Origin of the sequence: Cupriavidus laharis (assembly GCF_914271435.1) — a bacterium.
Taxonomy (GTDB): domain Bacteria; phylum Pseudomonadota; class Gammaproteobacteria; order Burkholderiales; family Burkholderiaceae; genus Cupriavidus; species Cupriavidus laharis.
The window spans coordinates 316472-339689 of record NZ_CAJZAI010000001.1 but is presented as its reverse complement, the minus strand read 5'-3'; the positions used below and the strand labels follow the sequence as shown (position 1 = coordinate 339689).

The window sequence follows — 23218 nt, the reverse complement described above, 5'->3', positions numbered from 1 at the left end:
TCCCAACGAGCCTTCGATCACAAACACAATTCATCCCAAGGAGAAATCATGATCGTCACGCGCAGGAAGACCCTGGCGGCGCTGGCCGCCACCGCCCTGCTGGCCCTGGCCGGCTGCGGCAAGAAGGAAGCCGAGAAGCCGGCCGAGACGGCCGCCCCGGCTGCCGCGCCCGCCGCGGAACAGAAGGCCGAACCGCTCAAGGTCGCCTTCGTCTACATCGGCCCGGTGGGCGATGCGGGCTGGACGTATGCGCACGACGCCGGCCGCAAGGCCGTGGAAGAAAAGTTCGGCGACAAGGTCAAGACCACCTTTGTCGAGAACGTGCCCGAATCCGCCGCTGACGCCGAGCGCGTGTTCCGCGACCTGGCCAGCCAGGGCAACAAGCTGATCTTCGGCACCACCTTCGGCTACATGGAGTCGATGCTGAAGGTCGCCAAGGAATTCCCGGACGTGAAGTTCGAGCACGCCACCGGCTTCAAGACCGCCGAGAATTTGGGTCAGTACGACGTGCGCACCTATGAGGGCGCCTATCTGGCAGGCGTGGTCGCCGGCAAGATGAGCAAGTCAGGCAAGATGGGCGTGGTGGGGTCGGTGCCCATCCCCGAAGTGATCCGCAACATCGACTCGTTCACGCTCGGCGCGCGCAGTGTCAACCCGAACGCAACCGTGAAGGTGGTCTGGGTGAACAAGTGGTTCGACCCGGGCAAGGAGCGTGAAGCCGCCACTACGCTGATCGGCCAGGGCGTGGACATGCTGATGCAGAACACCGACTCCGCCGCCGTGGTGCAGACCGCGCAGGAAAAGGGCGTGTACGCCTTCGGCTGGGACAGCAACATGAGCAAGTTCGGCGAAAAGGCCCACCTGGCGGCGTCGGAAATCCAGTGGGGCGTCTACTACAACAAGGTGGTGGACGACGTGCTGAACAACCGCTGGAAGAGCGACACCACGTGGTGGGGACTGAAGGAAGCCATGATCGACCTGAAGGACTACAACACGATCGTGCCTGACGACGTGAAGGCGCTGGTCGCGGAACGCAAGAAGGGCATCGTCGACGGTTCCGCCCCGATCTGGAAGGGTCCGATCAAGGACAACACCGGCAAGGAGCAGGTCGCCAAGGATCAGGTGCCTGACGACAACTTCCTGCACGGCATCAAGTTCTACGTCGAAGGCGTGGAAGGCAAGATCCCGGGCTGATTCGGCAGCCTCGTCAGGCATGCCGTCCTGGCATGCCTGCCCGCCCCGGCTTGGCCGGGGCGCCCCTGTCGTCTCTTTCCCCTGCCCTGCCTGACTCCGGAACTTGAAGCTGCCCGAATCGGCCCAAGCTATCTTTGCATGCGCCGCTGGCTGGCGCCCGCAATGTGAAGGAGGCCTCTCATGTGGAAGCGTTTTTCGGCCCTGTGGACCTTGGTGCGCCGCGACGGCCGCCTGTTCTGGTACGCGCTGCGTCACCCGGACGCACCGCCGTGGCTGAAGCCCGCCGCCTTCGGGCTGCTGCTCTATGCCATCTCCCCGATCGACCTGATTCCTGACTTCGTTGCCGGGCTCGGCATCGTCGATGACGTTGTGCTGATTCCGCTTGCGGTCCACCTGATCCTCAAGCGCCTGCCGCCGCATATCCTGCGGCAGGCCGAGGCGCGCGCGACCGCCACCACGGTCAGGCCGCGCTGAGCGCTGCAAGAGAAAAGCCCCCGGGGCGGCCTGCCGCCCCGGGGGCTTTTTCCATCGGCAACCACGGCCGCTCAGTACGGCAGCAGGATGGTCGACCCCGTCGTCTTGCGCGACTCCAGATCCCGATGCGCCTGCGCAACATCCGCCAACGCATACCGCTGCCGCACATCGATCTTCACCTTGCCGCTGCCGACCACATCGAACAGGTCCGCCACCATGGGCTCCAGCAATTCGCGATGAACCACATAGGTCATCAGCGTAGGCCGAGTGAGCCGCAGTGAACCCTTGTTGCCAAGTACCGAGATATCGAACGGCGGCACCGGCCCCGAAGCATTGCCAAAGCTCACCATGGTGCCGCGCGGCGCCAGGCAGTCGAGCGAACCACGGAAGGTGTCCGCGCCGATCGAGTCGTACACGGCCGGCACGCCCTTGCAGCCGGTGATTTCCTTGACCCGGTCCACGAACGATTCGCGCGTATAGACGACGGTATGCGTGCAGCCATGCGCGCGCGCCAGTTCCGCCTTCTCGTCGCTGCCGACCGTGCCGATCACCGTGACGCCAAGCGCCTTCAGCCACTGGCAGGCAATCAGCCCGACGCCGCCGGCGGCGGCATGCAGCAGCACGGTGTCGCCGGCCTGCACGCGGTAGCTGTCACGGATCAGGTATTGCACGGTCAGGCCCTGCAGCATCATGGCCGCGCCCTGCTCGAAGGAAATCGACTCGGGCAGGCGCACCACGATATCGGCCGGCATCACGCGTACCTGCGCATAGGCGCCGGTCGGGCGGCCCGCGTAGGCCACGCGGTCACCCGCATGCAGGTGGGTCACGCCCTCGCCTACCGCCTCGACCACGCCCGCGCCTTCCATGCCCAGCCCGCCGGGCAGCGGCTGCTTGTAGAGGCCCGTGCGGAAATAGACATCGATATAGTTCAGGCCCACCGCTTCATGGCGAACGCGGATCTCGCCCGGGCCGGGCTCGCCCACTTCCACATCCACCCACTGCATCACTTCCGGTCCGCCGGTCTGTTCGATCCGGATGGCTTTGGTCACTGGCATGTCTTCTGTCACTCGAGAAGTGGTTCGTTCAGGACTGCGCTTCCACCCGGCACAGCTCCGCAATCAGCAGGTCAGCCGTGGCGACATTGGTCGCGCACGGCACGTTATGCACGTCGCACGCGCGCACCAGTGCATTGATATCGGGTTCGTGCGGCTGCGGCGTCATCGGGTCGCGCAGGAAGATCACGGCGCGCACGCGTCCTTCCGCCAGTTGCGCGCCGATCTGCAGGTCACCGCCCCACGGCCCCGACAGCATCCGTGTCACGTCCAGCCCGACTTCATCGATCAGCCGGCCGCCGGTGGTACCGGTCGCGAGCAGCTCGCACTGCGAAAGGAATTCGCGGTGTCGCGAGGCAAAGGCAACGATGTCGTCTTTCTTGTGGTCGTGTGCAATCAGGGCGATACGTGGGCGGGTCATCAAGGGTCCTTGTTGCGGTAAGCGACTGCAGGGAAATGGTGCGGCCGGTACCGGGGCCGCGCCGGGTTCAGAACGTGCCCGGATAGGCGCCGCCGTCGAGCAGGATGTTCTGCGCCGTGATGTACGCAGCCTGGCGGCTGCACAGGAACGCGCAGGTGGCGCCAAACTCGGCCGGGTCGCCGAAGCGGCGCGAAGGGTTCTGCGCCGCACGGCGTTGCGCCACTTCGTCCACGGTCAGGTTGGTTTTCTGGGCAGCGCCTTCCATGGTCTTGTACAGGCGGTCCGTGTTGAACGGCCCCGGCAACAGGTTGTTGACGGTCACGCCGTGCTGCGCCACTTCGCGCGCCAGCCCGGCGATGAAGCCGGTCAGGCCCGAGCGCGCGCCGTTGGACAGGCCCAATACATCGATCGGCGCCTTCACCGCGCCGCTCGTGATGTTGATGATGCGGCCCCACTTGCGCGCGATCATGCCGTCGACGGTGGCCTTGATCAGTTCGATCGGGGTGAGCATGTTGGCGTCCAGGGCGGCCAGCCACGTGTCGCGGTCCCAGTCGCGGAAGTTGCCCGGGGGCGGGCCGCCCGCGTTGTTGACCAGGATATCCAGGTCGCCGAGCCTGGCCACGGCGTCCAGCGCTGCCTTGCGGCCTTCGGGCTTCGTGATGTCGGTGGCCACGGCGACCACACGGCGGCCATGGCGCGCGCGCAGGCCGGCCGCGGCCTTTTCCAGTGCCTCGGCACCACGCGCCACGATCACCACGTCAACGCCTTCCGCCGCCAGCGCGTCCGCACAGGCAAAGCCCAGGCCCTTGCTCGCGCCGCACACCAGTGCATGCTTGCCACGCAGTCCCAGATCCATTTCTCGTTCTCCTTGTTGCTTGTTGGCTTGTGTCGCTTGTGTCGCTTGTCAGGTTTGCCGTTGCCCCGCGGCCTCACGCTTGCGTGCCGACAGCAGGTACATCCCGCCCAATACCAGCGCGCTGCCCGCGAGCTGCACGCCGCTGACCGGCTCGTCGAGCAGCCAGAAGGCCAGGAACAGCGTCGATACCGGACCGACCATGCCGGCCTGCGAGGCCATCGGCGCGCCGATGCGGGCCACGGCCACCATCGTCATCGATACGGGCAGCACCGTGCAGAACACCGCGTTGACGAGTGACAGCCACATCACCGGCGCCGGCTGCGCGAGTTCGGCCACGGGGCGCCCCAGCGCCAGGTACTGCAGCACGCAGCAGGCCGTGGACACGCACATCGCATAGGCCACCAGTCGCAGCGAGCCGATGCGCTGCACCAGTTCGCCGCTCAGGATCAGGTAGATACCATACGTCAAGGCACTGCCCAGCACCAGCGCTCCGCCGAGCCAGACCTGTGACCCGCTCACATCGAGATCATGGGCGAACACCAGCACGATGCCCGCATAGGCCAGCAGCAACGATATCCACTGGCGCGCGGCAATCGGGCGGCGAAACAGCAGCGCCGTCGCCAGCAGCACGAACGACGGCGTCAGGAACAGGATCAGCCGCTCCAGCCCGGCCGTGATGTATTGCAGGCCCAGGAAATCCATGAAGCTCGACAGGTAATAGCCGATGAAGCCGAGGAATACCACGCGGGCGCGGTCGGCCCACGACAGCGCCGGCAGGCGCCGCGACTGCCACCAGCCGATCGCCATGAACAGCGGCACGGCGAACAGCATGCGCAGCGTGATCACCATGACGGCATCGACGCTGTAGCGGTACATCAGTTTGGCGACGATGGCCTTGGCGGAAAACAGCACGGCGCCAATGGCCGCGATAGCCAGGCCCGAACGCTGCTGCGACGGCAGCGCGGCGGGCATGGCAAGGGATTTTGGTGAAACTGGCACAGGGAACGGGGGGAGAGGCTGCCGCCGCAACCGTGACCGGCCGGGTCGGCAAAGACGACCAGACGATTGTATGCGAAAAGAAGCATTGGCATCGGCCTACCGCCGGGTATGCCCGAACCGTGGTTTGGCGTCTATGGCCCGGCCAACCTGCCCGCGCCCGTGGTGCAGGCACTCAACGCCGCCTTCATCGGCACGCGCCGGGCAGGTTGGCCGCGGCCGCGCGGCGGCCCGCTTCCATTACAATCCCGCTACAACGGCGCGGCGCCCTGGTCCACAAGACCCGGGCCGCCCGCTTCACCCCTCTCCCGCCGAGCCTTCGCCGCCGCCATGAAACAAGATCCGCGTTTCCCCAGCCTGTACATCCTCGACCACCCGCTGATCCAGCACAAGCTCTCGCATATGCGTGACCGGGACACGTCCACGCGCACCTTCCGCGAACTGCTGCGCGAGATCACGCTGCTGATGGGCTACGAGATCACACGCAACCTGCCGCTCACCACGCGGCATATCGAAACGCCGCTGGTGCCGCTGGACGCGCCGGTGATCGCCGGCAAGAAGCTGACCATCGTGCCGGTGCTGCGCGCCGGCGTGGGCATGAGCGACGGTCTGGTGGAACTGATCCCGTCGGCCCGCATCGGGCATATCGGCGTGTACCGGGACGAGCAGCACCGCCCGGTGGAATACCTGGTGCGCCTGCCCGACGTGGAAGACCGCAGCTTCATCCTGTGCGATCCGATGGTGGCCACCGGCTACTCGGCCGCGCATGCCGTGGATGTGCTAAAGCGCCGCGGCGTGAAGGACGAGGCCATTACCTTCGTCGCACTGGTGGCGGCGCCCGAGGGCGTCGAGGTATTCCACAAGGCGCATCCGAACGTGAAGCTATACGTGGCGTCGCTCGACAGCCACCTGGACGACCACGCGTACATCGTGCCGGGCCTCGGCGACGCGGGCGACCGCCTGTTCGGCACCAAGAACTGAGTTCCCGGCGGCATCGGACAAGCCCATGCTGGTGGCGTGGGCTTGATCCTACTCAATAGCGCATCAGGCGCGGCTCCCTACACTCGACATCGCACAGCGAATGCGTGCAACACGTCGCCATCTCACAGGGAGAACCGCATGGAAGCCTTCAAGATCCTGTTCACGACCGGCACCGGGCTGATGAGTCTCGGAGTGATCGCCTTCATTATCGGCATGGCATGGTTCTTCGCGCGAATGTTCAGCCGCAAGATGCGCGAGGATGCGGCAGCAGCAAAGGCCGCCGCTGAAAACCGGCCATCGGCGGCTCGCTCGCACTGAGGAGCTTTTACTTCTTCTTGCCGCCGCCCAGCAGGCTGCCCAGCACGCCGCGAATCAGCTCTCGCCCCACCTGCGAACCCACCGTCCGCGCCGCCGACTTGGCCATGGATTCGAGAATGGAGTCGCCGCGTCCGCTCTTGCCAGTGCCCTTGGTCAGCGTACCGAAGATCTCGCCGGCGGTGCCCAGCCAGCCGCCCGCTTCGGCCGGTGCATCGCCCGCCGGCTTCTGCGCCGTGGCACCGCCGTTACCGCCACCGTTCCCCGCCGGCGCCACGCTGCCGCGCAGCTTCTCGTAGGCCGATTCACGGTCGATTGTCTTCTCGTACGTGCCCGCCACCAGCGACGTCGCAACGAGCTGCTTGCGCTCATCGTCGGTGATCGGGCCGATGCGGCTGCCCGGCGCCAGCACCCACGCGCGTTCGGTCACGCCCGGCGTGCCCTTGGCATCGAGCAGCGACACCAGCGCCTCGCCCACACCCAGTTCGCCGATGACTTTTTCCAGGTCGAGCTTCGGGTTGGCGCGCATCGTGGTGGCGGCTACCTTGACCGCCTTCTGGTCGCGCGGCGTGAACGCCCGCAACGCATGCTGCACGCGGTTGCCAAGTTGTCCCAATACCGTGTCCGGAATATCGACCGGATTTTGCGTGACGAAGTACACGCCGACGCCCTTGGAGCGGATCAGCCGCACCACCTGCTCGATCTTGTCGAGCAGCGCCTTGGGCGCGTCGTTGAACAGCAGGTGCGCCTCGTCGAAGAAGAAGACCAGCTTGGGCTTGTCGAGGTCGCCCGCTTCGGGCAGCTTCTCGAACAGCTCGGACAGCAGCCACAGCAGGAAGGTCGCGTAGAGCTTGGGCGAATTCATCAGCTTGTCGGCTGCCAGGATATTGACCACGCCCAGGCCCTTCTCGGTCTGGATGAAGTCTTCCAGGTTGAGCATAGGCTCGCCGAAAAACACGTCCGCACCCTGCGACTCCAGCGCGACCAGACCGCGCTGGATGGCACCGATCGAGGCTGCGGAGATGTTGCCGTACTCGGTGGTGAACTGCGCGGCGTTGTCGCCCACGTACTGGAGCATCGCACGCAGGTCCTTGGCATCCAGCAGCAGCAGGCCGTTGGCATCGGCAATGCGGAACACGAGGTTGAGCACGCCCTGCTGGGTGTCGTTCAGCTCCAGCATGCGCGACAGCAGCAGCGGGCCCATGTGCGAGACGGTAGCCCGCACCGGGTGGCCTTTCTGGCCGAATACGTCCCAGAGCGTGGTCGGGCAGCCGCCCCAGGCCGGCTCGGGCAAGTTCAGGTCGGCCAGGCGCGCCTTGAGCTTGTCGGTGGGCTGCCCTGGCTGGGAAATGCCGGTCAGGTCACCTTTTACGTCAGCCATGAAGACAGGTACGCCGAGCCGGGAGAAGCCCTGCGCCAGCGTCTGCAGCGTCACGGTCTTGCCAGTGCCGGTGGCGCCGGTGATCAGTCCGTGGCGGTTGCCCATTTGCGGCAACAGGGCCAGCTCGTGCTCGGCGTTCTTGGCGATCAGGATAGGTTCAGCCATGGTGTCTCGGATCGGGAAGCGTGGCGGGTAGCCACAGGCGCGGCGCCGGCAGGGCCGCGTGATAAAATCATGGGCTGATTATAGCCAGCAGCCGGGCCTATCCGTCACCCGGCGCGCCCGTTCGTACCCCGTGTACCCCGGCGCGCGCAAGCTGCAGCCTTCCCGCACAACTTCACGTTTTCCGCTTCGGAGAGAATCATGGCCGGTCACTCGAAATGGGCCAATATCAAACACAAGAAAGCCGCCGCTGACGCCAAGCGAGGCAAGATCTGGACCCGCCTGATCAAGGAAATCACCGTGGCCGCCAAGCTCGGCGGCGGCGATGCCGACTCCAACCCGCGCCTGCGCCTGTCCATGGACAAGGCGATGGACGCCAACATGCCCAAGGACAACATCCAGCGCGCGATCCAGCGCGGCGTGGGTGGCCTGGAAGGCGTGAACTATGAAGAAATCCGCTACGAAGGCTACGGCCTGAGCGGCGCCGCGATCATTGTCGACTGCCTGACCGACAACCGTGTGCGCACCGTGGCCGAAGTGCGCCACGCGTTTTCCAAGCACGGCGGCAACATGGGCACCGAAGGCTCGGTGGCATTCATGTTCACCCATTGCGGCCAGTTCCTGTTCGCCCCTGGCACGCCGGAAGACAAGCTGATGGACGCCGCGCTGGAAGCCGGTGCCGACGACGTCGTCACCAACGACGACGGCTCGATCGAAGTCACCTGCCCGCCGAACGACTTTTCCGCGGTCAAGGCGGCACTGGAAGCCGCCGGCTTCAAGGCCGAAGTGGCCGACGTGGTGATGAAGCCGCAGAACGAAGTCGAATTTACGGGCGACGACGCGGCGAAGATGCAGAAACTGCTGGACGCCCTCGAAAACCTCGATGACGTGCAGGAAGTCTTCACCAACGCGGTCATCGAAGAGTAAGTAGACTTGATTTGCCCCCCGGGCGGCAGCGCATGAAGAGCTGCCGCCTTTTTGCATGCGTTTCTTTTCTGGCAGTGGATCATGAAAGTATTGGTTGTCGGCTCGGGTGGACGTGAACACGCGCTGGCCTGGAAATTGGCCCAATCCCCCAAGATGCAGGTGGTGTATGTGGCACCGGGCAACGGCGGCACCGCGCTCGACAAGCGCCTGCAGAATGTTCCTCTGACGGATCCGGAAGTGCTGGCCGCCTTTGCCGAGCGCGAAGGCGTGGCCTTCACCGTGGTCGGCCCCGAGGCGCCGCTGGCCGCCGGCATCGTGGACGTGTTCCGTGCCAAGGGCCTGCGCATCTTCGGGCCGACCAAGGCCGCCGCGCAGCTTGAGTCGTCCAAGGATTTCGCCAAGGCTTTCATGCACCGCCACGGCATTCCGACAGCGGCCTACCAGACTTTTTCCGATGCCGCCCAGGCCCACGCCTACATCGATGCGCAGGGCGCGCCGATCGTGATCAAGGCTGACGGCCTGGCCGCCGGCAAGGGCGTCGTCGTCGCCATGAGCCTGGAAGAAGCGCACGCTGCCGTCGACATGATGCTGGCCGACAACAAGCTCGGCGACGCCGGCGCGCGCGTGGTGGTCGAGGAGTTCCTGGACGGCGAGGAAGCCAGCTTCATCGTGCTCGTGGACGGCAAGAACGTGCTGGCACTGGCCACCAGCCAGGATCACAAGCGCCTGCTGGACGGCGACGCCGGCCCGAACACCGGCGGCATGGGTGCCTACTCGCCCGCGCCGGTGGTCACGCCTGCGCTGCATGCGCGCGCGCTGCGCGAAATCATCCTGCCGACCGTGCGCGGCATGGAGAAGGACGGCATTCCGTACACGGGCTTCCTGTACGCCGGCCTGATGATCGACAAGGATGGCAATCCGAAGACGCTGGAATTCAACTGCCGCATGGGCGACCCGGAAACCCAGCCGATCATGGCGCGCCTGAAGACCGACCTGGTCGACGTGATGGAGGCCGCCGTGTCGGGCAAGCTTGACCAGGTCGAGCTGGACTGGGACCGCCGCACCGCGCTGGGCGTCGTGATGGCGGCCTATGGCTACCCTGACGCGCCGCGCAAGGGCGATGCCATCACCGGCATCCCGGCCGAAACCGACGACAGCGTGACCTTCCACGCCGGCACCACGCTCAAGGACGGCACGCTGCTGACCACGGGCGGACGCGTGCTGTGCGTGGTGGGCCTGGCCGATACCGTCAAGGCGGCACAACGCGCTGCCTACGCCGCCGTGGAGCAGATCCACTTCGATGGCATGCAGTACCGCACCGACATCGGCTACCGCGCCATCAAGCGCTGACAGCCGAACTGGCGCCGCCACCGGGCCGGACCGGCCCCTGGCGGCCCGTCACGTTCGGACGGCGCGCGCGGGCAAGTGGCGCGCCAGCCGTTACAATCGTGACACTCCCATGACGGCCGGGCCGGCCAACCGCCAGCCCGGCCGCCCTTGCATCCGGGGCCTGCGCCCCTACACGCCATGATCGATTCCCAGGCAGTCCGTGCCTATCTGCTCGGTCTGCAAGACCGCATCACCGACGCCGTCGCCGCCATCGACGGACAGCCGTTCCTGACCGACGCCTGGGAAAAGCCGCCCACCGAGCGCCTGTGCGGCAGCGGCCGCACCCGCATCCTGGAAGGCGGCGCCGTGATGGAGCGCGCCGGCGTGGGCTTTTCGCACGTCACCGGCGACACCCTGCCCCCGTCGGCCAGCGCCAACCGGCCCGAACTGGCCGGGCGCAGCTTCGAGGCGATGGGTGTGTCGCTGGTCTTCCATCCGCGCAACCCGTACGTACCCACGGTGCACATGAACGTGCGCTGCTTCATTGCCATCAAGCCCGATGCCGATCCGGTCTGGTGGTTCGGCGGCGGCATGGACCTGACGCCGTACTACGGCAACGCCGACGACTGCGTGCATTTCCACCGCACCTGCAAGCAGTCGCTGGCGCCGTTCGGCCACGAGTTGTATCCGCGCTTCAAGCAGTGGTGCGACGAGTACTTCTTCCTCAAGCACCGTGGCGAGGCGCGTGGCATTGGCGGCATCTTCTTTGACGACTTCTCGGCGCTGGGCTTCCACCGCAGCTTCGAGATGATGCGTAGCGTGGGCGACGCTTTCCTGGACGCCTACCTGCCGATCCTGGAGCGCCGCAAGGACACGCCCTACGGCGAGCGCGAACGCGACTTCCAGGCATACCGCCGCGGCCGCTACGTTGAGTTCAACCTGGTTTTCGACCGCGGCACGCTGTTCGGACTGCAGTCCGGCGGCCGCGCCGAATCGATCCTGATGTCGATGCCGCCGCAGGTGACATGGCGCTACGACTGGCAGCCGGAAGCGGGCAGCGCGGAAAGCGCGCTGTACACCGACTTCCTGCCGGCGCGCGACTGGGCCTGACGGCAACCTTATGGCACATCCCGATCAAGACGCCGTGCCGGCCGCAGCCGGCAAAGACGCCCGCCCCTATCGCCTGGGTATCCTCGGCGGCACTTTCGACCCGCCCCATATTGGCCATCTCGCGCTGGCCAGCTTGTGCATCGACCATCTGGGGCTCGACGAACTGGTATGGATTCCGACCGGCCAGTCCTGGCAGAAGGGCGCCGACGTGACCCCTGCCGAGGACCGGTTCGCCATGACGGAGCTCGCGGCCGCCGCACTGACCGGCACCGGGACAAAGATCCGCGTAAGCCGCATGGAGGTGGACCGCGCCGGCCCGAGCTACACCATCGACACCGTGCGCCAGCTGCGTGCCGAATACGGCCCCGAAGCCTCGCTGTGCTGGCTGATGGGCGCAGACCAGCTCCTGCGCCTGCACACGTGGCACGGCTGGCAGGAATTGTTCGCGCATGTCCACTTGTGCACGGCCACGCGCCCCGGCTTCGACTTGTCGGAACTCGAAGGCCCGGTGCGCGAAGCACTGGCCGCGCGCCAGGCCGACACGCACCTGATACAATGCACGCCCTCCGGCCGGATGTGGATTGACCAGACCCTCTCTGTCGACCTGTCTTCCACCGGCCTGCGCCAGCGCCTGGCATCCGGCCTTCCACCGGCGGGTGACCAACTGCCAGCCGGCGTGGCACACTACATTGCGAGCCAGGGGCTATACCGCCCCGCCTCAGGCCAGGCCTGAACTGGCCGCCCCCAACGATTTCAGCTGAACAAGAACGCACCATGGATATTCGCAAACTGCAACGCGCCATCGTCGACGGCCTCGAGGATGTCAAAGCGCAGGACATCAAGGTGTACGACACCACCCACCTGACCGAGCTGTTCGACCGGGTGGTGATTGCCAGCGGGACATCCAATCGCCAGACCAAGGCGCTGGCGGCGTCGGTGCGTGACACGGTGAAGGAAGCCGGCGGCCATATCGTTGCGGTGGAAGGCCTGGAAACCGGTGAATGGGTGCTGGTCGACTGCGGCGACGCGGTGGTGCACATCCTGCAGCCGCAACTGCGCCTGTACTACAACCTTGAAGAGATCTGGGGCGACAAGCCGGTGCGCATGAAGCTGGCCGCCGCCAAGGGCCTGGCCAAGGCCAGCGAGCCAATGGATGACGACGAGGACGAAGCACCGGCGCCGCGCACGCGCCGCGCCAGCAACCTGCGCCCGGCCCTGGCCCGCCTGCCCGAAGGCATGAAGGAACCCTCGCCGCCGATGGGCCACGAGGACACCGATCCGGACGCCATCGCCACCATCCGCAAACCGGCCCGCAAGACTGCGGCAACAAAAACCAGCGCCACGCGCGCCGCTGCGCCGCGCAAGACGGCTGCCGGCACCCCGGCGCGCAAGACCGCCACGCGTACTGCCGCGGCCAAGACCGGTGCCGCCAAGCCGGCTGCCCGCAAGCGCACCACGCGCTCGGCCTGAGTCTGACTTCGCACGCGCGGCTCCCGCGGCGCGGTAACGCACCCCATGCAACTGGTCATCGTGGCGGTCGGCCACAAGATGCCTGGCTGGATCGAAACCGGCTTCAACGAGTATGCCAAGCGCATGCCGCCGGAGCTGCGCATCGAACTGCGCGAGGTCAAGCCCGAAGCCCGCTCCTCCTCCAACAACGCCGCCACGGTGATGCAGCGCGAAGCCGCGCGCATTGACGCGGTGCTGGCTTCGCTGTCGAGGCAATGCCGCATCGTGGCGCTGGACGAGCGCGGGCGTGATTTCACCACGGTGCAGCTCGCCGGCCAGCTTACCGACTGGCAGCGCGAAGGCGGCGATGTGGCCTTCCTGATCGGCGGGGCCGACGGCCTTGATCCGGCGCTGAAGGCCAAGGCGCAGACGCTGCTGCGCCTGTCCAGCCTCACCCTGCCCCACGGCATGGTGCGGGTGCTGCTGGCCGAACAGCTCTACCGCGCCTGGTCGGTCACGCAGAACCATCCCTATCACCGGGCCTGAGCCGGCGCCGGCAGTACAATGCGGGCCTTGGGCAGCCGCTTCCGGCTTCCCTGCTCCCGAATATCTCCGCTCCCCGCCCGCCGTGATGCACGATTACCTCTATCTCGCCTCCCAGAGCCCGCGCCGCCGTGAACTGCTGATGCAGCTTGGCGTGCGCTATGAACTGCTGCTCGCCGACGACGAAGAAGATGCGGAGGCACTGGAACTGGTGCAGCCCGGCGAGACGCCCGACGACTACGTCCAGCGCGTCTGCGCCCTCAAGGCCGAAGCCGCGCTGCGTCGCCGCGAGCGGCGTGCGCTGCCCGACGCGCCCGTGCTCACCTCCGACACCACCGTCTGCCTCGGCGGCGACATCCTCGGCAAGCCGGCCGACGGCGCCGACGCCGCGGCCATGCTGGCTGCGCTGTCCGGCACGACGCACCGCGTGCTGACGGCCGTCACCGTGGTCTCGACGCTGGGCATGCATCACGCACTGTCGATCTCCCGCGTCACATTCCGCGCGATGACCGCGCCCGAGATCGAACGCTACGTCGCCAGCGGCGAGCCGCTTGGCAAAGCCGGCGCCTACGGCATCCAGGGACGCGCCGCCGAGTTCGTCGAGCGGATCGAAGGCAGCTATTCAGGTATCATGGGACTGCCCCTGTTTGAGACGGCAGCGTTACTCAGGCAGGCCCGCCTGCGGTTCTGAACGGCACCTCCTAAGCCCGCCAGCGCGGGCAGACAATACATCGCCGGTACACCGGCAACGCGTTTCATCCGCCATGACTGAAGACATCCTCGTCAACATCACGCCACAAGAGACGCGCGTTGCCATCGTGCAGCAGGCCGCCGTCCAGGAACTGCATGTCGAGCGCACCCTGACGCGCGGACTGGTCGGGAACATCTACCTGGGCAAGGTCGTGCGCGTGCTGCCGGGCATGCAGTCGGCCTTCATCGACATTGGCCTGGAACGCGCCGCCTTCCTGCACGTGGCCGATATCTGGCATCCGCGCGATCCTGACAAGAACGGCACCCAGCTCGCCATCGAGAAGACCCTGTTCGAAGGCCAGGCGCTGATGGTGCAGGTCATCAAGGACCCGATCGGCACCAAGGGCGCGCGCCTGTCCACGCAGGTCAGCATTGCCGGGCGCACGCTCGTCTATCTGCCGCAGGATCCCCATATCGGTATTTCGCAACGCATCGAAGGCGAAGTCGACCGCGAAGCGCTGCGCAGCCGCGTGCAGGGCCTGGTGCCGGCCGACGAGCGCGGCGGCTTCATCGTGCGCACCATTGCCGAGGAAGCCAGCGACGAAGAGCTCGGCAACGACATCGCCTACCTGCGCAAGATCTGGGCCGCGATCCGCCAGAACGCCACCACGCAGCCGGCGCCGAGCCTGCTCTACCAGGACCTGGACCTGGCCCAGCGTGTGCTGCGCGACTTCATCAACGACGCCACCGGCGTGATCCAGATCGACTCGCGCGAGAACTATCAGCGCCTCGTGGAGTTCGCGCAGGAATACACGCCGGCGGTGCTGCCGCGCCTGTCGCACTACACCGGCGAGCGGCCGATCTTCGACCTGTTCAATATCGACGCCGAGATCGAGAAGGCACTATCGCGGCGTGTCGACCTGAAGTCTGGCGGCTATCTGATGATCGACCAGACCGAGGCGATGACGACGATCGACGTCAATACCGGCGGCTACGTCGGCGCGCGCAACTTCGACGACACGATCTTCAAGACCAACCTGGAGGCAGCGCACACCATCGCGCGCCAACTGCGCCTGCGCAACCTGGGCGGGATCATCATCATCGACTTCATCGACATGGAGAATGTCGAGCACCGCGAAGCGGTGTTGTCGGAACTCAAGCGCGCGCTGTCGCGCGACCGCACGCGCATTACCGTCAACAACTTCTCGCAGTTGGGGCTGGTCGAGATGACGCGCAAGCGCACGCGCGAATCGCTCGCGCACGTGCTGTGCGAGCAATGCCCGGTGTGCCAGGGCAAGGGCCAGGTCAAGACGCCGCGCACGGTGTGCTACGACATCCTGCGCGAGATCATGCGCGAATCGCGCCAGTTCAACCCGCGCGAGTTCCGCATCCTCGCGTCGCAGGAAGTCATCGACCTGTTCCTGGAAGAAGAAAGCCAGCACCTGGCGATGCTGGGCGACTTCATCGGCAAGCCGATCTCGCTGCAGGTGGAATCGACGTTCCACCAGGAACAGTACGACATCATCCTGATGTAGTTCTCATCCGCGGCCGCCAGGCAAGACCGGCCGCATCTCAGGAAAGAACGCGCCAGATCGCGTTCCTTCAATCAGCCACGACAACCGGGACGCGCGGTGCCACCGCGCACATCAGCTCGTAGCCGCCTGTTCAGCGACGCCTTTCTGCGTATCCGCGTCCGAGAAATGGCTCATGTGGGTCACCGACCGCACCGCGGCGATGTCGCTCAAGCGCCGCCACGCGGCACCATATTCGTCGAGACTGAAGCCGAGCCGGTTCATGCCGGAGTTCAGCTTCAGGCAAACATCGAGCGACTGCGGCGGCAACCGGCCACCGTGCGACGCGACCTCGAGCATGCGCAACTGCTCCTCGCCATGCACCGCCGTGGTCAGGCGCAGCGATGCGAGCAGCGCAATATCGCTTTCGTCGAAAAAGCCTTCGAGCAGCAGGATGGGCCCGGTCCAGCCGAGATCCCGCAACTGAGCGGCCTCATGCAGATCCAGCAGCGCGAAACCGTCCGCCGACGCGAGACGCCGTGCAATGGCCAGGTTGGTGGCGAGCGCGGCCCGGTGGATGGTCATGGAGATGGGGCGTGGCATGTCATTGTCGGTATTGCCCCAAAAAAAAAGCGGAGAAGCGCGCTGCAGCCTGGCCGCCAGAGGAATGGCTGGCGATCCACTCTCATCCGAGAGCAGCAACTATCGTATCGACCCTGTGGCAGGCTTTGTTGCTGAAATTCCTGTATTTTTCAGCAACAGCCCCCAAGCCCGGACATAAGCGGCAGCGCTCAACGAGCTGTTCCGGCCGGCACATCTGCATGACGCAACGGTCTGGTGTTTCTACCTATGCGCGGGCGCCCGTAGTGGACATGCGCGTTCGCAGCGATCCGCTATAACTCAGTTAACGCCATCCGATCCGCAAACGCGGAGCGGCAGCCCGCATGCCGCAGGCGTTCCGTAGTGAGGTACCCGCATGAAAGCCGCGCCCCTGGCCCCATGCTTCCTGGCCATACTCTTGTGCACTGCCTGCGAGCAGTTGCCGATCGCCCGTCGGGCACCCCCACCACTTCCATCGGCACCAACCGCCGCAACGCCCGCCCCTGAAAAGCCCCGTGCCACGCCGATCGCGGCGCACGACATCAGCCTGGCCGGCACCTGCCGCAGGACCGAGGATGACGGCTTCCGCGAAGATGCGGTGATGCGTGTGGTCTCGAACGACGTGAAGACCCTGAAATGGAAGCTGTGGGTATCCAAGCGCGGCAGTTGCCAGTTCGACCTGGCGGATTTCAAGCAAGTCCAGAAGACACCGCACATCGTGCTGGAAGCCACCGACGGCACCCAGTGCAAGCTGCTGATCTGGCAGGACCCGCGGCGCGTCACGCTCGCGCATGCCAATTGCCAGCAGCGCTGCACGCCGGGCATCTATGAGCAGGCCTGGCCGGTGCTGTTCAACCCGAGGAACGGGGATTGCGCCGAGGTCCGCTGAGCACGCGCCCCGGGGCATAAGGATGGGCTTACTTGCCCTTGGGCACGCGCCCCATCAGGAAGAACTCGTCGTTCGGGCGCATGCTGATCGTGTTGGCCATGCGGTTCGACAAGCCGAAGAACGCGGTGATGGCGGCGATATCCCATGCATCTTCATCGCTGAAGCCGTGCTCGCGCAGTGCAGCAAAATCGGCATCGCCGATCTCATGCGAGGCCTTGCAGACCTTCAGCGCGAAATCGAGCATGGCGCGCTGGCGTGGCGGGATATCGGCCTTCAGGTAGTTCACCGCGACCTGGTCGGCCACCAGCGGCTTTTTCTCGTAGATGCGCAGGATGGCGCCGTGCGCCACCACGCAGTACAGGCACTGGTTGGCCGCTGATGTGGCGACCACGATCATCTCGCGCTCGCCCTTGGTCAGGCCGCCGTCCTTGAGCATCAGGGCGTCGTGGTAGGCGAAGAAGGCGCGGAATTCGTCAGGCCGGTGGGCCAGCGTCAGGAAGACGTTGGGGACGAAACCGGCCTTTTCCTGGACTTCGAGGATGCGCCGCCGGATGTCCTCGGGCAGCGCTTTCAGTTCGGGTACCGGGTAACGGCTGATGGGAAGGGCCGGGCTGGTCATGGCTGTCTCTCTCACGGTCGTTGTTGTCGCCCCATTGTAGCGAAGGCGCAACCCGCAAGCCGGCAGCCCCGGCCAGGATCAGTGTGTAGCGAACTGGATGCGGTGCAGCCCGGCGTACAGGCCGTTGGCGGCCAGCAGTTCGTCATGGCTTCCCTGCTCCGCCACGCGGCCATGGTCCAGCACGACGATGCGGTCGGCATTCTCGATAGTCGACAGGCGGTGCGCGATCACCAGCGTCGTGCGGCCGACCATCAGTGCTTCGAGCGCGGCCTGCACCTGGCGTTCGGATTCCGAATCGAGTGCCGACGTGGCTTCGTCCAGGATCAGGATCGGCGCATCCTTGTAGATCGCACGGGCAATGGCCAGGCGCTGGCGCTGGCCGCCGGAGAGCTTCATGCCGTTGTCGCCAATGTTGGTGTTGACGCCTTCGGGCAGGTTTTTCACCACATCGGTCAGGTAGGCGGCCTTCAGGGCCCGCTCGACGCGCGCCATGTCGATCTCGTCTTCGGATCGTGCCCCGTATGCCACATTGGCGGCAACCGTGTCGTTGAAGAGCACGACATCCTGGCTGACGAAGGCGATCTGGTTGCGCAGCTCGCGCAGTGCGATGTCGCCGATGGCATGGCCGTCCAGCAGGATGCGGCCGTCGGTCGGGTCGAAGAAGCGCGGCACCAGGTTGACCAGCGTGGTCTTGCCGCTGCCCGAAGGACCGACCAGCGCCACCACCTCGCCGGCAGGTACGCGGATATCGATGCCCTCCAGCGCCGGCCGCATGCCTTCGCCGTAGCGGAAGCCGACGCGCTCGAACACCAGGTCGCCCTTGGCACGTTCGATGCGGACACCGCCGTCCTGCGGCTCCACCGGTTCATCGATCAGCCGGAAAATCATCTCAGCCGCGGTCAGGCCGCGCGTGAGCGGCTGGTTGATGTCGGTGAGGTGCTTGAGCGGCGAGATCAGCAGCAGCATGGCCATCACGAAACCGGTGAAGCCACCGATCGTGGTCTGGTTGCCCTGCGCCTGGATCATGGCGATGGTAATGATCACCGACAGCGCCAGCGCGGCCAGGAAAGCCGTCACCGGCTGGTTCAGGCCACCGGCCACAGCCATGCGCATCGAGTAGTTCTTCAGCCGCTCAGCCATATTGCGGAACCGGCTCATCTCGTAAGCCTCGCCGCCATGCAGCTTCACGACCTTGAAGCCGCCAGCGGCCTCCTCGACCACGTACGCAGCGCTGTTGGTCAGTGTCTGGTGGTCCCGGTTGAGACGGCGCAGGCGCCGGTTGATCTTCGACATCAGGTAGCCGATCACGGGCAGGATCACGGCCACGATCAGCGTCAGGCGCCAGTTCGTATAAAACAGATAGATCAGCAGCGCCACCACGGTCAGCGAATCCCGCACGAGCGTGATGAACACGCTGGTCAGGATCGACAGCACCTGGTTCACTTCGAAGATCACCGCGTTGATCAGCGACGCCGCGGTATTGCGGTGATAGAACTGGGCCGGCGCGTGCAGCATGCGGTCGAACATCTGCATGCGCATCTTCAGCAGCACGCGGTTCGAGATCAGGCTCAGCAAGTAGCCCGACGCGAACTGGGCCACGCCGCGGATCAGCGCCACGCCCGTCAGGATGGCGGGGACATGCCACAGCTTGCCGGCGTATTCGCCGCCAAAACCCTTGTCGAGCAGGTCGTTGACGACCTTCGGGATCACGCCCTCGCTGGCCGCGACCACGGCCATGGCCAGAACGGCGGCAATGAAAACGCGCAACTCGGGCCGCAGATAGCCCATCAGGCGCTTGCCTACCTTTACGTCATGTCCGGCCGATTGTTCGGACTTAGCTGGATTACTCACTACCGCCCTTAATTTGAAAGATGCGACGCGCACCCGTCGGACGGGTGGCACGAGAAACGCCGAAGGATCACCGGAGCGCGCTGTCCGGCATGGCGAAAACGCCACAAACGAGCGCAAAAAACGCAGCCATTGTAACCGCATTCCCCGGCATGGCAGACGTGGCGGAAGGCGCGCAAAGCAGCGTGGCGACAGCCTCGTGCGCCACGCCCGGACCTCAATACATCAGTTCGACCGCGTCGTTGCCGAGCCACTGCCGCAATTCACCGAGCAGGGCTTCGTCCGGCTCCACGCGCCAGTTCTGGCCAAGGTGGATATCGCAGGCGGCGCTGGTATTGCGGTAGTGCACCAGCAAGCCGAGGCCCGCCGGACCGGCATCGCGCGGCTTGGCGCGGTATTGCGTGAGTACCGTGCGCAGGCGCTCGATGGTCGAGTCTTCCGGCGCCAGCGCAATGCTGAGCGCGCTGGCATAGGCGCTGCGCGCCATCGGCAGGTCCATCACCGACTCGGCCGTGAACCGCACCCCACCCGTAAACGTATCGTGCCGCGCATTGCCGGTCGCGATCAGCAACTCGTCCTCACGGAACAAGTGCCGGTTAGCATCGAAGACCTCGTTGAAGACGGTCATCTCCACCACGCCGGTGCCGTCGTCGAGCTGCACGATGATCATCTTGCCGCGCTGCGTCATCTGCGTGCGCACACCTGCGATCACGCCGGCGATGGTCTTGCCGCGCACGTCGCGGCCAAAGCCGCCGCCATTGCCCTGCACCTCCTTCTCGAGCCCGGCCAGCGTGCCCTTCACGAAGCGGCGCACCTCGTCGCGGCACGCGTCGAACAGGTGTCCGGAGAAGTAGTACCCAAGGGCCTGCTTTTCTTCCTGCAGCGTGCGCTTCGGAGTCCAGCGCGGTTCATCGATCAACTCGGGCCGATGGGCGTCGCCGGCATCGCCCATCAGGTCGAACAGCGAGACCTGGTTGGCCGATTCGGCTTTCTGCTCGGCTGCCTCCATGGCGATCGATACCGATGCCAGCAGTTGCGCGCGGTTGTCGTTGAGGCTATCAAACGCGCCGGCGCGGATCAGCGCCTCGATGGTGCGCCGGTTCACCTGGCGGCGATCGACACGCTCGCAGAAGTCGAACAGGTCCGTGAACGGCCGTTCCTCGCGCGCGCGCAGGATGTCTTCGATCGCGCCCTGGCCCGAGCCCTTGATGCCGCCCAGTCCGTAGCGGATGGTCTTCGCATCGGTCGGCGCGAAGCGGTATTCGCTGGCGTTGACGTCCGGCGGCAGCACCGCGATCTTGTTGAGCTTGCAATCCTCGTAAAGAATCTTGACCTTGTCGGTGTCGTCCATGGCCAGCGACATGTTGGCTGCCATGAATTCGGCCGGATGGTGCGCCTTGAGCCAGGCGGTGTAGTACGCCAGCAGCGCGTATGCGGCCGCGTGCGACTTGTTGAAGCCGTAGCCTGCGAACTTCTCCATCAGGTCGAAGATGTCGTCGGCCTGCTCGGCGGAGAGCCCGTTCTTGTCGGCGCCTTCGCGGAACATCACGCGGTGCTGCGCCATCTCCTCGGGCTTCTTCTTGCCCATGGCGCGGCGCAGCAGGTCGGCGCCGCCCAGCGAGTAGCCGCCGATAATCTGCGCCATCTGCATCACCTGCTCCTGGTAGACCATGATGCCGTAGGTCTCCTTGAGCACCGGCTCGACGCGCGGATCCGGGTACTCCACCTTCTCGCGGCCGTGCTTGCGCGCGCAGAAGCTGGGAATCAGGTCCATCGGGCCCGGGCGGTAGAGCGCCACCAGCGCGATGATGTCCTCGAAACGGTCAGGCTTGGCGTCCTTCAGCATGCCCTGCATGCCGCGGCTTTCCAGCTGGAACACGGCCACCGTGTTGGCGGTCTTCAGGATGTCGAATGCCGGGCCGTCATCCAGTGGGATCTGGCTGCAGTTCCAGTCCGCCTTGCTCGGGTCCAGCCGGCGGATATAGCGTTCGGCCCAGTCCAGGATGGTCAGCGTGGTCAGGCCCAGAAAGTCGAACTTGACCAGGCCGGCCGCTTCCACGTCGTCCTTGTCATACTGGCTGACGACACCGCTCATGCCGTCGTTCTGTGCGCCCTGCGTGTAGAGCGGGCAGAAATCGGTCAGGCGGCCCGGCGCGATCAGCACGCCGCCGGCGTGCATGCCCACGTTGCGGGTCATGCCTTCGACACGCTGCGCCAGCTCCAGCAGCTGGCGCACTTCTTCCTCGTTGTTCTCGCGCTCGGTGAGCAGCGGCTCTTCCTTCTTGGCCTCTTCGATCGTGACGAGCTTGCCGGGCTTGAACGGAATCAGCTTGGCAATGCCATCCACGAAGCCGTAGCCCAGGTCAAGCACGCGGCCCACGTCGCGCACTGCGGCCTTGGCCGCCATGGTGCCGAACGTGGCAATCTGCGACACCGCGTCCTTGCCGTACTTTTCCTTCACGTACGTGATCACGCGGTCGCGGCCGTGCTGGCAGAAGTCGATGTCGAAGTCGGGCATGGACACCCGCTCCGGGTTCAGGAAACGCTCGAACAGCAGCGCGTACTTGAGCGGATCCAGGTCGGTAATGCCCAACGCATAGGCCACCAGCGAGCCAGCACCCGAACCACGGCCCGGACCCACCGGGACGCCATTGTTCTTGGCCCAGTTGATAAAGTCCGCCACGATCAGGAAGTAGCCCGGGAAGCCCATCTTGATGATGGTGCCGGTCTCGAACTCCAGCCGGGCGTAGTACTCGGGCCGCTTCGCCTCGCGCTCGGCCTCATCGGGGAACAGCACGGCCAGGCGCTTCTCCAGGCCATCCTTGGCCATGAAGATCAGGTAGTCGTCGAGCGACATGCCGTCGGGCGTGGGGAACAGCGGCAGGCGCGGCTTGCCCAGCTCCAGCGTCAGGTTGCAGCGCTTTGCGATCTCGACGGCGTTCTCGAGCGCGGACGGGATGTCGGCAAACAGCGCGCACATCTCGTCCTGCGTCTTGAAATACTGGTCCGTGGTGAAACGGCGCGTGCGGCGCGGGTTGGCCAGCAGTTCGCCTTCGGCGATGCAGACGCGCGCCTCGTGCGCGGTGAAGTCGTCCTGCGTCATGAACTGCACCGGATGCGTGGCCACCACGGGCAGCTTCATCTCGGCCGCCAGGTGCACGGCCTGCTGCACATAGGCGTCCGTGCCGGGGTGGCCGGCGCGCTGCAGTTCGATATAGAAGCGCTGCGGAAACACAGCCGCCCAGTGCGCGGCGGCGCGGCGGGCCGCGTCGACGTTGCCGTTGGCCAGCGCCATGCCGACGTCACCGCCCATCGCGCCCGACAACGCGATCAGCCCTGTCGCCAGCGGCTGGCCCTCCTCGCCGGGCTCTTCGAACCAGCCGGGATCGATCTCGGCACGGCCACGGTGCTGGTTCGACAGCCACGCGCGGGACAGCAGCGCGCACAGGTTCAGGTAGCCAATGCGGTCCTGCACGAGCAGTAGCAGCCGTGCGGGCTTGTCACGATCGTCGGCGTTGGAGAGCCAGACGTCGGCGCCGACTACGGGCTTGACGCCGCCGCCGCGCGCTTCCTTGTAGAAGCGGATCAGGCCGAAGGCGTTGGCGAGGTCGGTGAGAGCAAGCGCGCCCATGCCGTCGTTGGCCGCAGCCTTGACGGCATCATCCAGGCGGACGATGCCATCGACGACGGAATACTCGGAATGGACGCGAAGGTGTACGAAACGGGGGGCAGACATGGGCGACATTGTACCGGCTCGGCATGCCATGCGGCCCGCGCGTCGAACAGCGCGCGGGCCCGGCGATAGCTGACGGCAGCACTGGGAAATACCTGCTGACCCGGAGCCGTCGCGCTATAATTTCGCCTTTCCAAT

The 23218-nt window shown here is 65.8% G+C and carries 21 protein-coding genes and 1 pseudogene; 13 read left to right on the top strand and 9 right to left on the bottom strand.

The window, feature by feature from the left end; genetic code table 11:
• Positions 1-48: 48 nt before the first annotated feature.
• A complete protein-coding gene (locus tag LDO29_RS01565) occupies positions 49-1194 on the top strand; it encodes a BMP family ABC transporter substrate-binding protein (RefSeq protein ID WP_224078036.1) in 1146 nt (381 codons plus the stop codon).
• Positions 1195-1374: 180 nt separating this feature from the next.
• Positions 1375-1668: a YkvA family protein gene (locus tag LDO29_RS01560; protein ID WP_224078035.1), complete on the top strand. Its 294-nt coding sequence runs from the start codon at positions 1375-1377 to the stop codon at positions 1666-1668.
• A gap of 71 nt (positions 1669-1739) precedes the next feature.
• On the opposite strand, the gene LDO29_RS01555 is transcribed toward LDO29_RS01560, so the two are convergent.
• From LDO29_RS01555 to LDO29_RS01540, 4 genes are all read right to left on the bottom strand, one after another.
• Positions 1740-2717, bottom strand: coding sequence for a quinone oxidoreductase family protein (locus LDO29_RS01555; protein WP_224078439.1), 978 nt, complete (start codon positions 2715-2717; stop codon positions 1740-1742).
• Positions 2718-2751: 34 nt separating this feature from the next.
• Positions 2752-3141, bottom strand: a complete 390-nt coding sequence (locus tag LDO29_RS01550) for a methylglyoxal synthase (RefSeq protein WP_224078034.1) — start codon at positions 3139-3141, stop codon at positions 2752-2754.
• Positions 3142-3208: 67 nt separating this feature from the next.
• A complete protein-coding gene (locus LDO29_RS01545; protein ID WP_224078033.1) occupies positions 3209-3997 on the bottom strand; it encodes an SDR family oxidoreductase in 789 nt (262 codons plus the stop codon).
• A gap of 48 nt (positions 3998-4045) precedes the next feature.
• The gene (locus tag LDO29_RS01540) at positions 4046-4969 is read right to left on the bottom strand and encodes a DMT family transporter (protein ID WP_224078032.1); all 924 of its coding nucleotides are present in this window, start codon (positions 4967-4969) and stop codon (positions 4046-4048) included.
• A gap of 354 nt (positions 4970-5323) precedes the next feature.
• Between LDO29_RS01540 and upp the strand changes: the two genes are divergently transcribed.
• Both upp and LDO29_RS01530 read left to right on the top strand, forming a co-directional pair.
• Positions 5324-5974 (top strand): uracil phosphoribosyltransferase, encoded by a 651-nt coding sequence (upp, locus tag LDO29_RS01535; protein ID WP_224078031.1) that lies wholly within the window; start codon positions 5324-5326, stop codon positions 5972-5974.
• Positions 5975-6112: 138 nt separating this feature from the next.
• Positions 6113-6292, top strand: a complete 180-nt coding sequence (locus tag LDO29_RS01530) for a DUF3149 domain-containing protein (protein ID WP_224078030.1) — start codon at positions 6113-6115, stop codon at positions 6290-6292.
• Positions 6293-6299: 7 nt separating this feature from the next.
• On the opposite strand, the gene LDO29_RS01525 is transcribed toward LDO29_RS01530, so the two are convergent.
• The gene (locus LDO29_RS01525; RefSeq protein ID WP_224078029.1) at positions 6300-7835 is read right to left on the bottom strand and encodes a helicase HerA-like C-terminal domain-containing protein; all 1536 of its coding nucleotides are present in this window, start codon (positions 7833-7835) and stop codon (positions 6300-6302) included.
• A 198-nt stretch (positions 7836-8033) separates the two neighbouring features.
• On the opposite strand from LDO29_RS01525, the gene LDO29_RS01520 reads away from it, so the two are divergent.
• From LDO29_RS01520 to rng, 8 genes are all read left to right on the top strand, one after another.
• A complete protein-coding gene (locus tag LDO29_RS01520) occupies positions 8034-8759 on the top strand; it encodes a YebC/PmpR family DNA-binding transcriptional regulator (RefSeq protein ID WP_224078028.1) in 726 nt (241 codons plus the stop codon).
• A gap of 81 nt (positions 8760-8840) precedes the next feature.
• A complete protein-coding gene (purD, locus tag LDO29_RS01515; protein ID WP_224078027.1) occupies positions 8841-10109 on the top strand; it encodes a phosphoribosylamine--glycine ligase in 1269 nt (422 codons plus the stop codon).
• A 177-nt stretch (positions 10110-10286) separates the two neighbouring features.
• Positions 10287-11198: an oxygen-dependent coproporphyrinogen oxidase gene (hemF, locus tag LDO29_RS01510; RefSeq protein WP_224078026.1), complete on the top strand. Its 912-nt coding sequence runs from the start codon at positions 10287-10289 to the stop codon at positions 11196-11198.
• Positions 11199-11208: 10 nt separating this feature from the next.
• Positions 11209-11931, top strand: coding sequence for a nicotinate-nucleotide adenylyltransferase (locus LDO29_RS01505; RefSeq protein ID WP_224078025.1), 723 nt, complete (start codon positions 11209-11211; stop codon positions 11929-11931).
• Between the two features lie 41 nt (positions 11932-11972).
• Positions 11973-12668, top strand: a complete 696-nt coding sequence (gene rsfS, locus LDO29_RS01500; RefSeq protein WP_224078024.1) for a ribosome silencing factor — start codon at positions 11973-11975, stop codon at positions 12666-12668.
• A 45-nt stretch (positions 12669-12713) separates the two neighbouring features.
• Positions 12714-13193: a 23S rRNA (pseudouridine(1915)-N(3))-methyltransferase RlmH gene (gene rlmH / locus LDO29_RS01495; protein WP_224078023.1), complete on the top strand. Its 480-nt coding sequence runs from the start codon at positions 12714-12716 to the stop codon at positions 13191-13193.
• A gap of 85 nt (positions 13194-13278) precedes the next feature.
• On the top strand, positions 13279-13881 hold the full coding sequence (locus LDO29_RS01490) for a Maf family protein (RefSeq protein ID WP_224078022.1): 603 nt from the start codon (positions 13279-13281) through the stop codon (positions 13879-13881).
• Between the two features lie 73 nt (positions 13882-13954).
• The gene (rng, locus tag LDO29_RS01485; protein WP_224078021.1) at positions 13955-15415 is read left to right on the top strand and encodes a ribonuclease G; all 1461 of its coding nucleotides are present in this window, start codon (positions 13955-13957) and stop codon (positions 15413-15415) included.
• Between the two features lie 126 nt (positions 15416-15541).
• On the opposite strand, the pseudogene LDO29_RS01480 reads toward rng, so the two are convergent.
• A pseudogene (locus LDO29_RS01480) lies at positions 15542-15994 on the bottom strand (alanine racemase); the annotation flags it as partial.
• 373 nt (positions 15995-16367) lie between these two features.
• Between LDO29_RS01480 and LDO29_RS01475 the strand changes: the two are divergent.
• Positions 16368-16880: a hypothetical protein gene (locus LDO29_RS01475; RefSeq protein WP_224078020.1), complete on the top strand. Its 513-nt coding sequence runs from the start codon at positions 16368-16370 to the stop codon at positions 16878-16880.
• Between the two features lie 28 nt (positions 16881-16908).
• On the opposite strand, the gene LDO29_RS01470 is transcribed toward LDO29_RS01475, so the two are convergent.
• From LDO29_RS01470 to dnaE, 3 genes are all read right to left on the bottom strand, one after another.
• Entirely contained in the window at positions 16909-17499 is a 591-nt protein-coding gene (locus LDO29_RS01470; protein ID WP_224078019.1) for a peroxidase-related enzyme, read from the bottom strand.
• 78 nt (positions 17500-17577) lie between these two features.
• Positions 17578-19287 carry a lipid A export permease/ATP-binding protein MsbA gene (gene msbA, locus LDO29_RS01465; protein WP_224078438.1) on the bottom strand — a complete coding sequence of 570 codons (1710 nt, stop codon included), beginning with the start codon at positions 19285-19287 and terminating at the stop codon, positions 17578-17580.
• A gap of 277 nt (positions 19288-19564) precedes the next feature.
• Positions 19565-23083: a DNA polymerase III subunit alpha gene (dnaE, locus tag LDO29_RS01460; RefSeq protein WP_224078018.1), complete on the bottom strand. Its 3519-nt coding sequence runs from the start codon at positions 23081-23083 to the stop codon at positions 19565-19567.
• Positions 23084-23218: the final 135 nt, after the last annotated feature.

Bases quoted from the DNA above. Each gene is read 5' to 3' on its own strand.
- LDO29_RS01475 (WP_224078020.1), top strand. From the start codon at position 16,368: ATGAAAGCCGCGCCCCTGGCCCCATGCTTCCTGGCCATACTCTTGTGC.
- LDO29_RS01565 (WP_224078036.1), top strand. From the start codon at position 49: ATGATCGTCACGCGCAGGAAGACCCTGGCGGCGCTGGCCGCCACCGCC.
- rng (WP_224078021.1), top strand. From the start codon at position 13,955: ATGACTGAAGACATCCTCGTCAACATCACGCCACAAGAGACGCGCGTT.
- LDO29_RS01490 (WP_224078022.1), top strand. From the start codon at position 13,279: ATGCACGATTACCTCTATCTCGCCTCCCAGAGCCCGCGCCGCCGTGAA.
- LDO29_RS01470 (WP_224078019.1), bottom strand. From the start codon at position 17,499: ATGACCAGCCCGGCCCTTCCCATCAGCCGTTACCCGGTACCCGAACTG.
- LDO29_RS01505 (WP_224078025.1), top strand. From the start codon at position 11,209: ATGGCACATCCCGATCAAGACGCCGTGCCGGCCGCAGCCGGCAAAGAC.
- LDO29_RS01540 (WP_224078032.1), bottom strand. From the start codon at position 4,969: ATGCCCGCCGCGCTGCCGTCGCAGCAGCGTTCGGGCCTGGCTATCGCG.
- LDO29_RS01520 (WP_224078028.1), top strand. From the start codon at position 8,034: ATGGCCGGTCACTCGAAATGGGCCAATATCAAACACAAGAAAGCCGCC.
- rsfS (WP_224078024.1), top strand. From the start codon at position 11,973: ATGGATATTCGCAAACTGCAACGCGCCATCGTCGACGGCCTCGAGGAT.
- dnaE (WP_224078018.1), bottom strand. From the start codon at position 23,083: ATGTCTGCCCCCCGTTTCGTACACCTTCGCGTCCATTCCGAGTATTCC.
- rlmH (WP_224078023.1), top strand. From the start codon at position 12,714: ATGCAACTGGTCATCGTGGCGGTCGGCCACAAGATGCCTGGCTGGATC.
- LDO29_RS01525 (WP_224078029.1), bottom strand. From the start codon at position 7,835: ATGGCTGAACCTATCCTGATCGCCAAGAACGCCGAGCACGAGCTGGCC.
- upp (WP_224078031.1), top strand. From the start codon at position 5,324: ATGAAACAAGATCCGCGTTTCCCCAGCCTGTACATCCTCGACCACCCG.
- LDO29_RS01545 (WP_224078033.1), bottom strand. From the start codon at position 3,997: ATGGATCTGGGACTGCGTGGCAAGCATGCACTGGTGTGCGGCGCGAGC.
- LDO29_RS01560 (WP_224078035.1), top strand. From the start codon at position 1,375: ATGTGGAAGCGTTTTTCGGCCCTGTGGACCTTGGTGCGCCGCGACGGC.
- LDO29_RS01550 (WP_224078034.1), bottom strand. From the start codon at position 3,141: ATGACCCGCCCACGTATCGCCCTGATTGCACACGACCACAAGAAAGAC.
- LDO29_RS01530 (WP_224078030.1), top strand. From the start codon at position 6,113: ATGGAAGCCTTCAAGATCCTGTTCACGACCGGCACCGGGCTGATGAGT.
- msbA (WP_224078438.1), bottom strand. From the start codon at position 19,287: ATGGGCTATCTGCGGCCCGAGTTGCGCGTTTTCATTGCCGCCGTTCTG.
- hemF (WP_224078026.1), top strand. From the start codon at position 10,287: ATGATCGATTCCCAGGCAGTCCGTGCCTATCTGCTCGGTCTGCAAGAC.
- purD (WP_224078027.1), top strand. From the start codon at position 8,841: ATGAAAGTATTGGTTGTCGGCTCGGGTGGACGTGAACACGCGCTGGCC.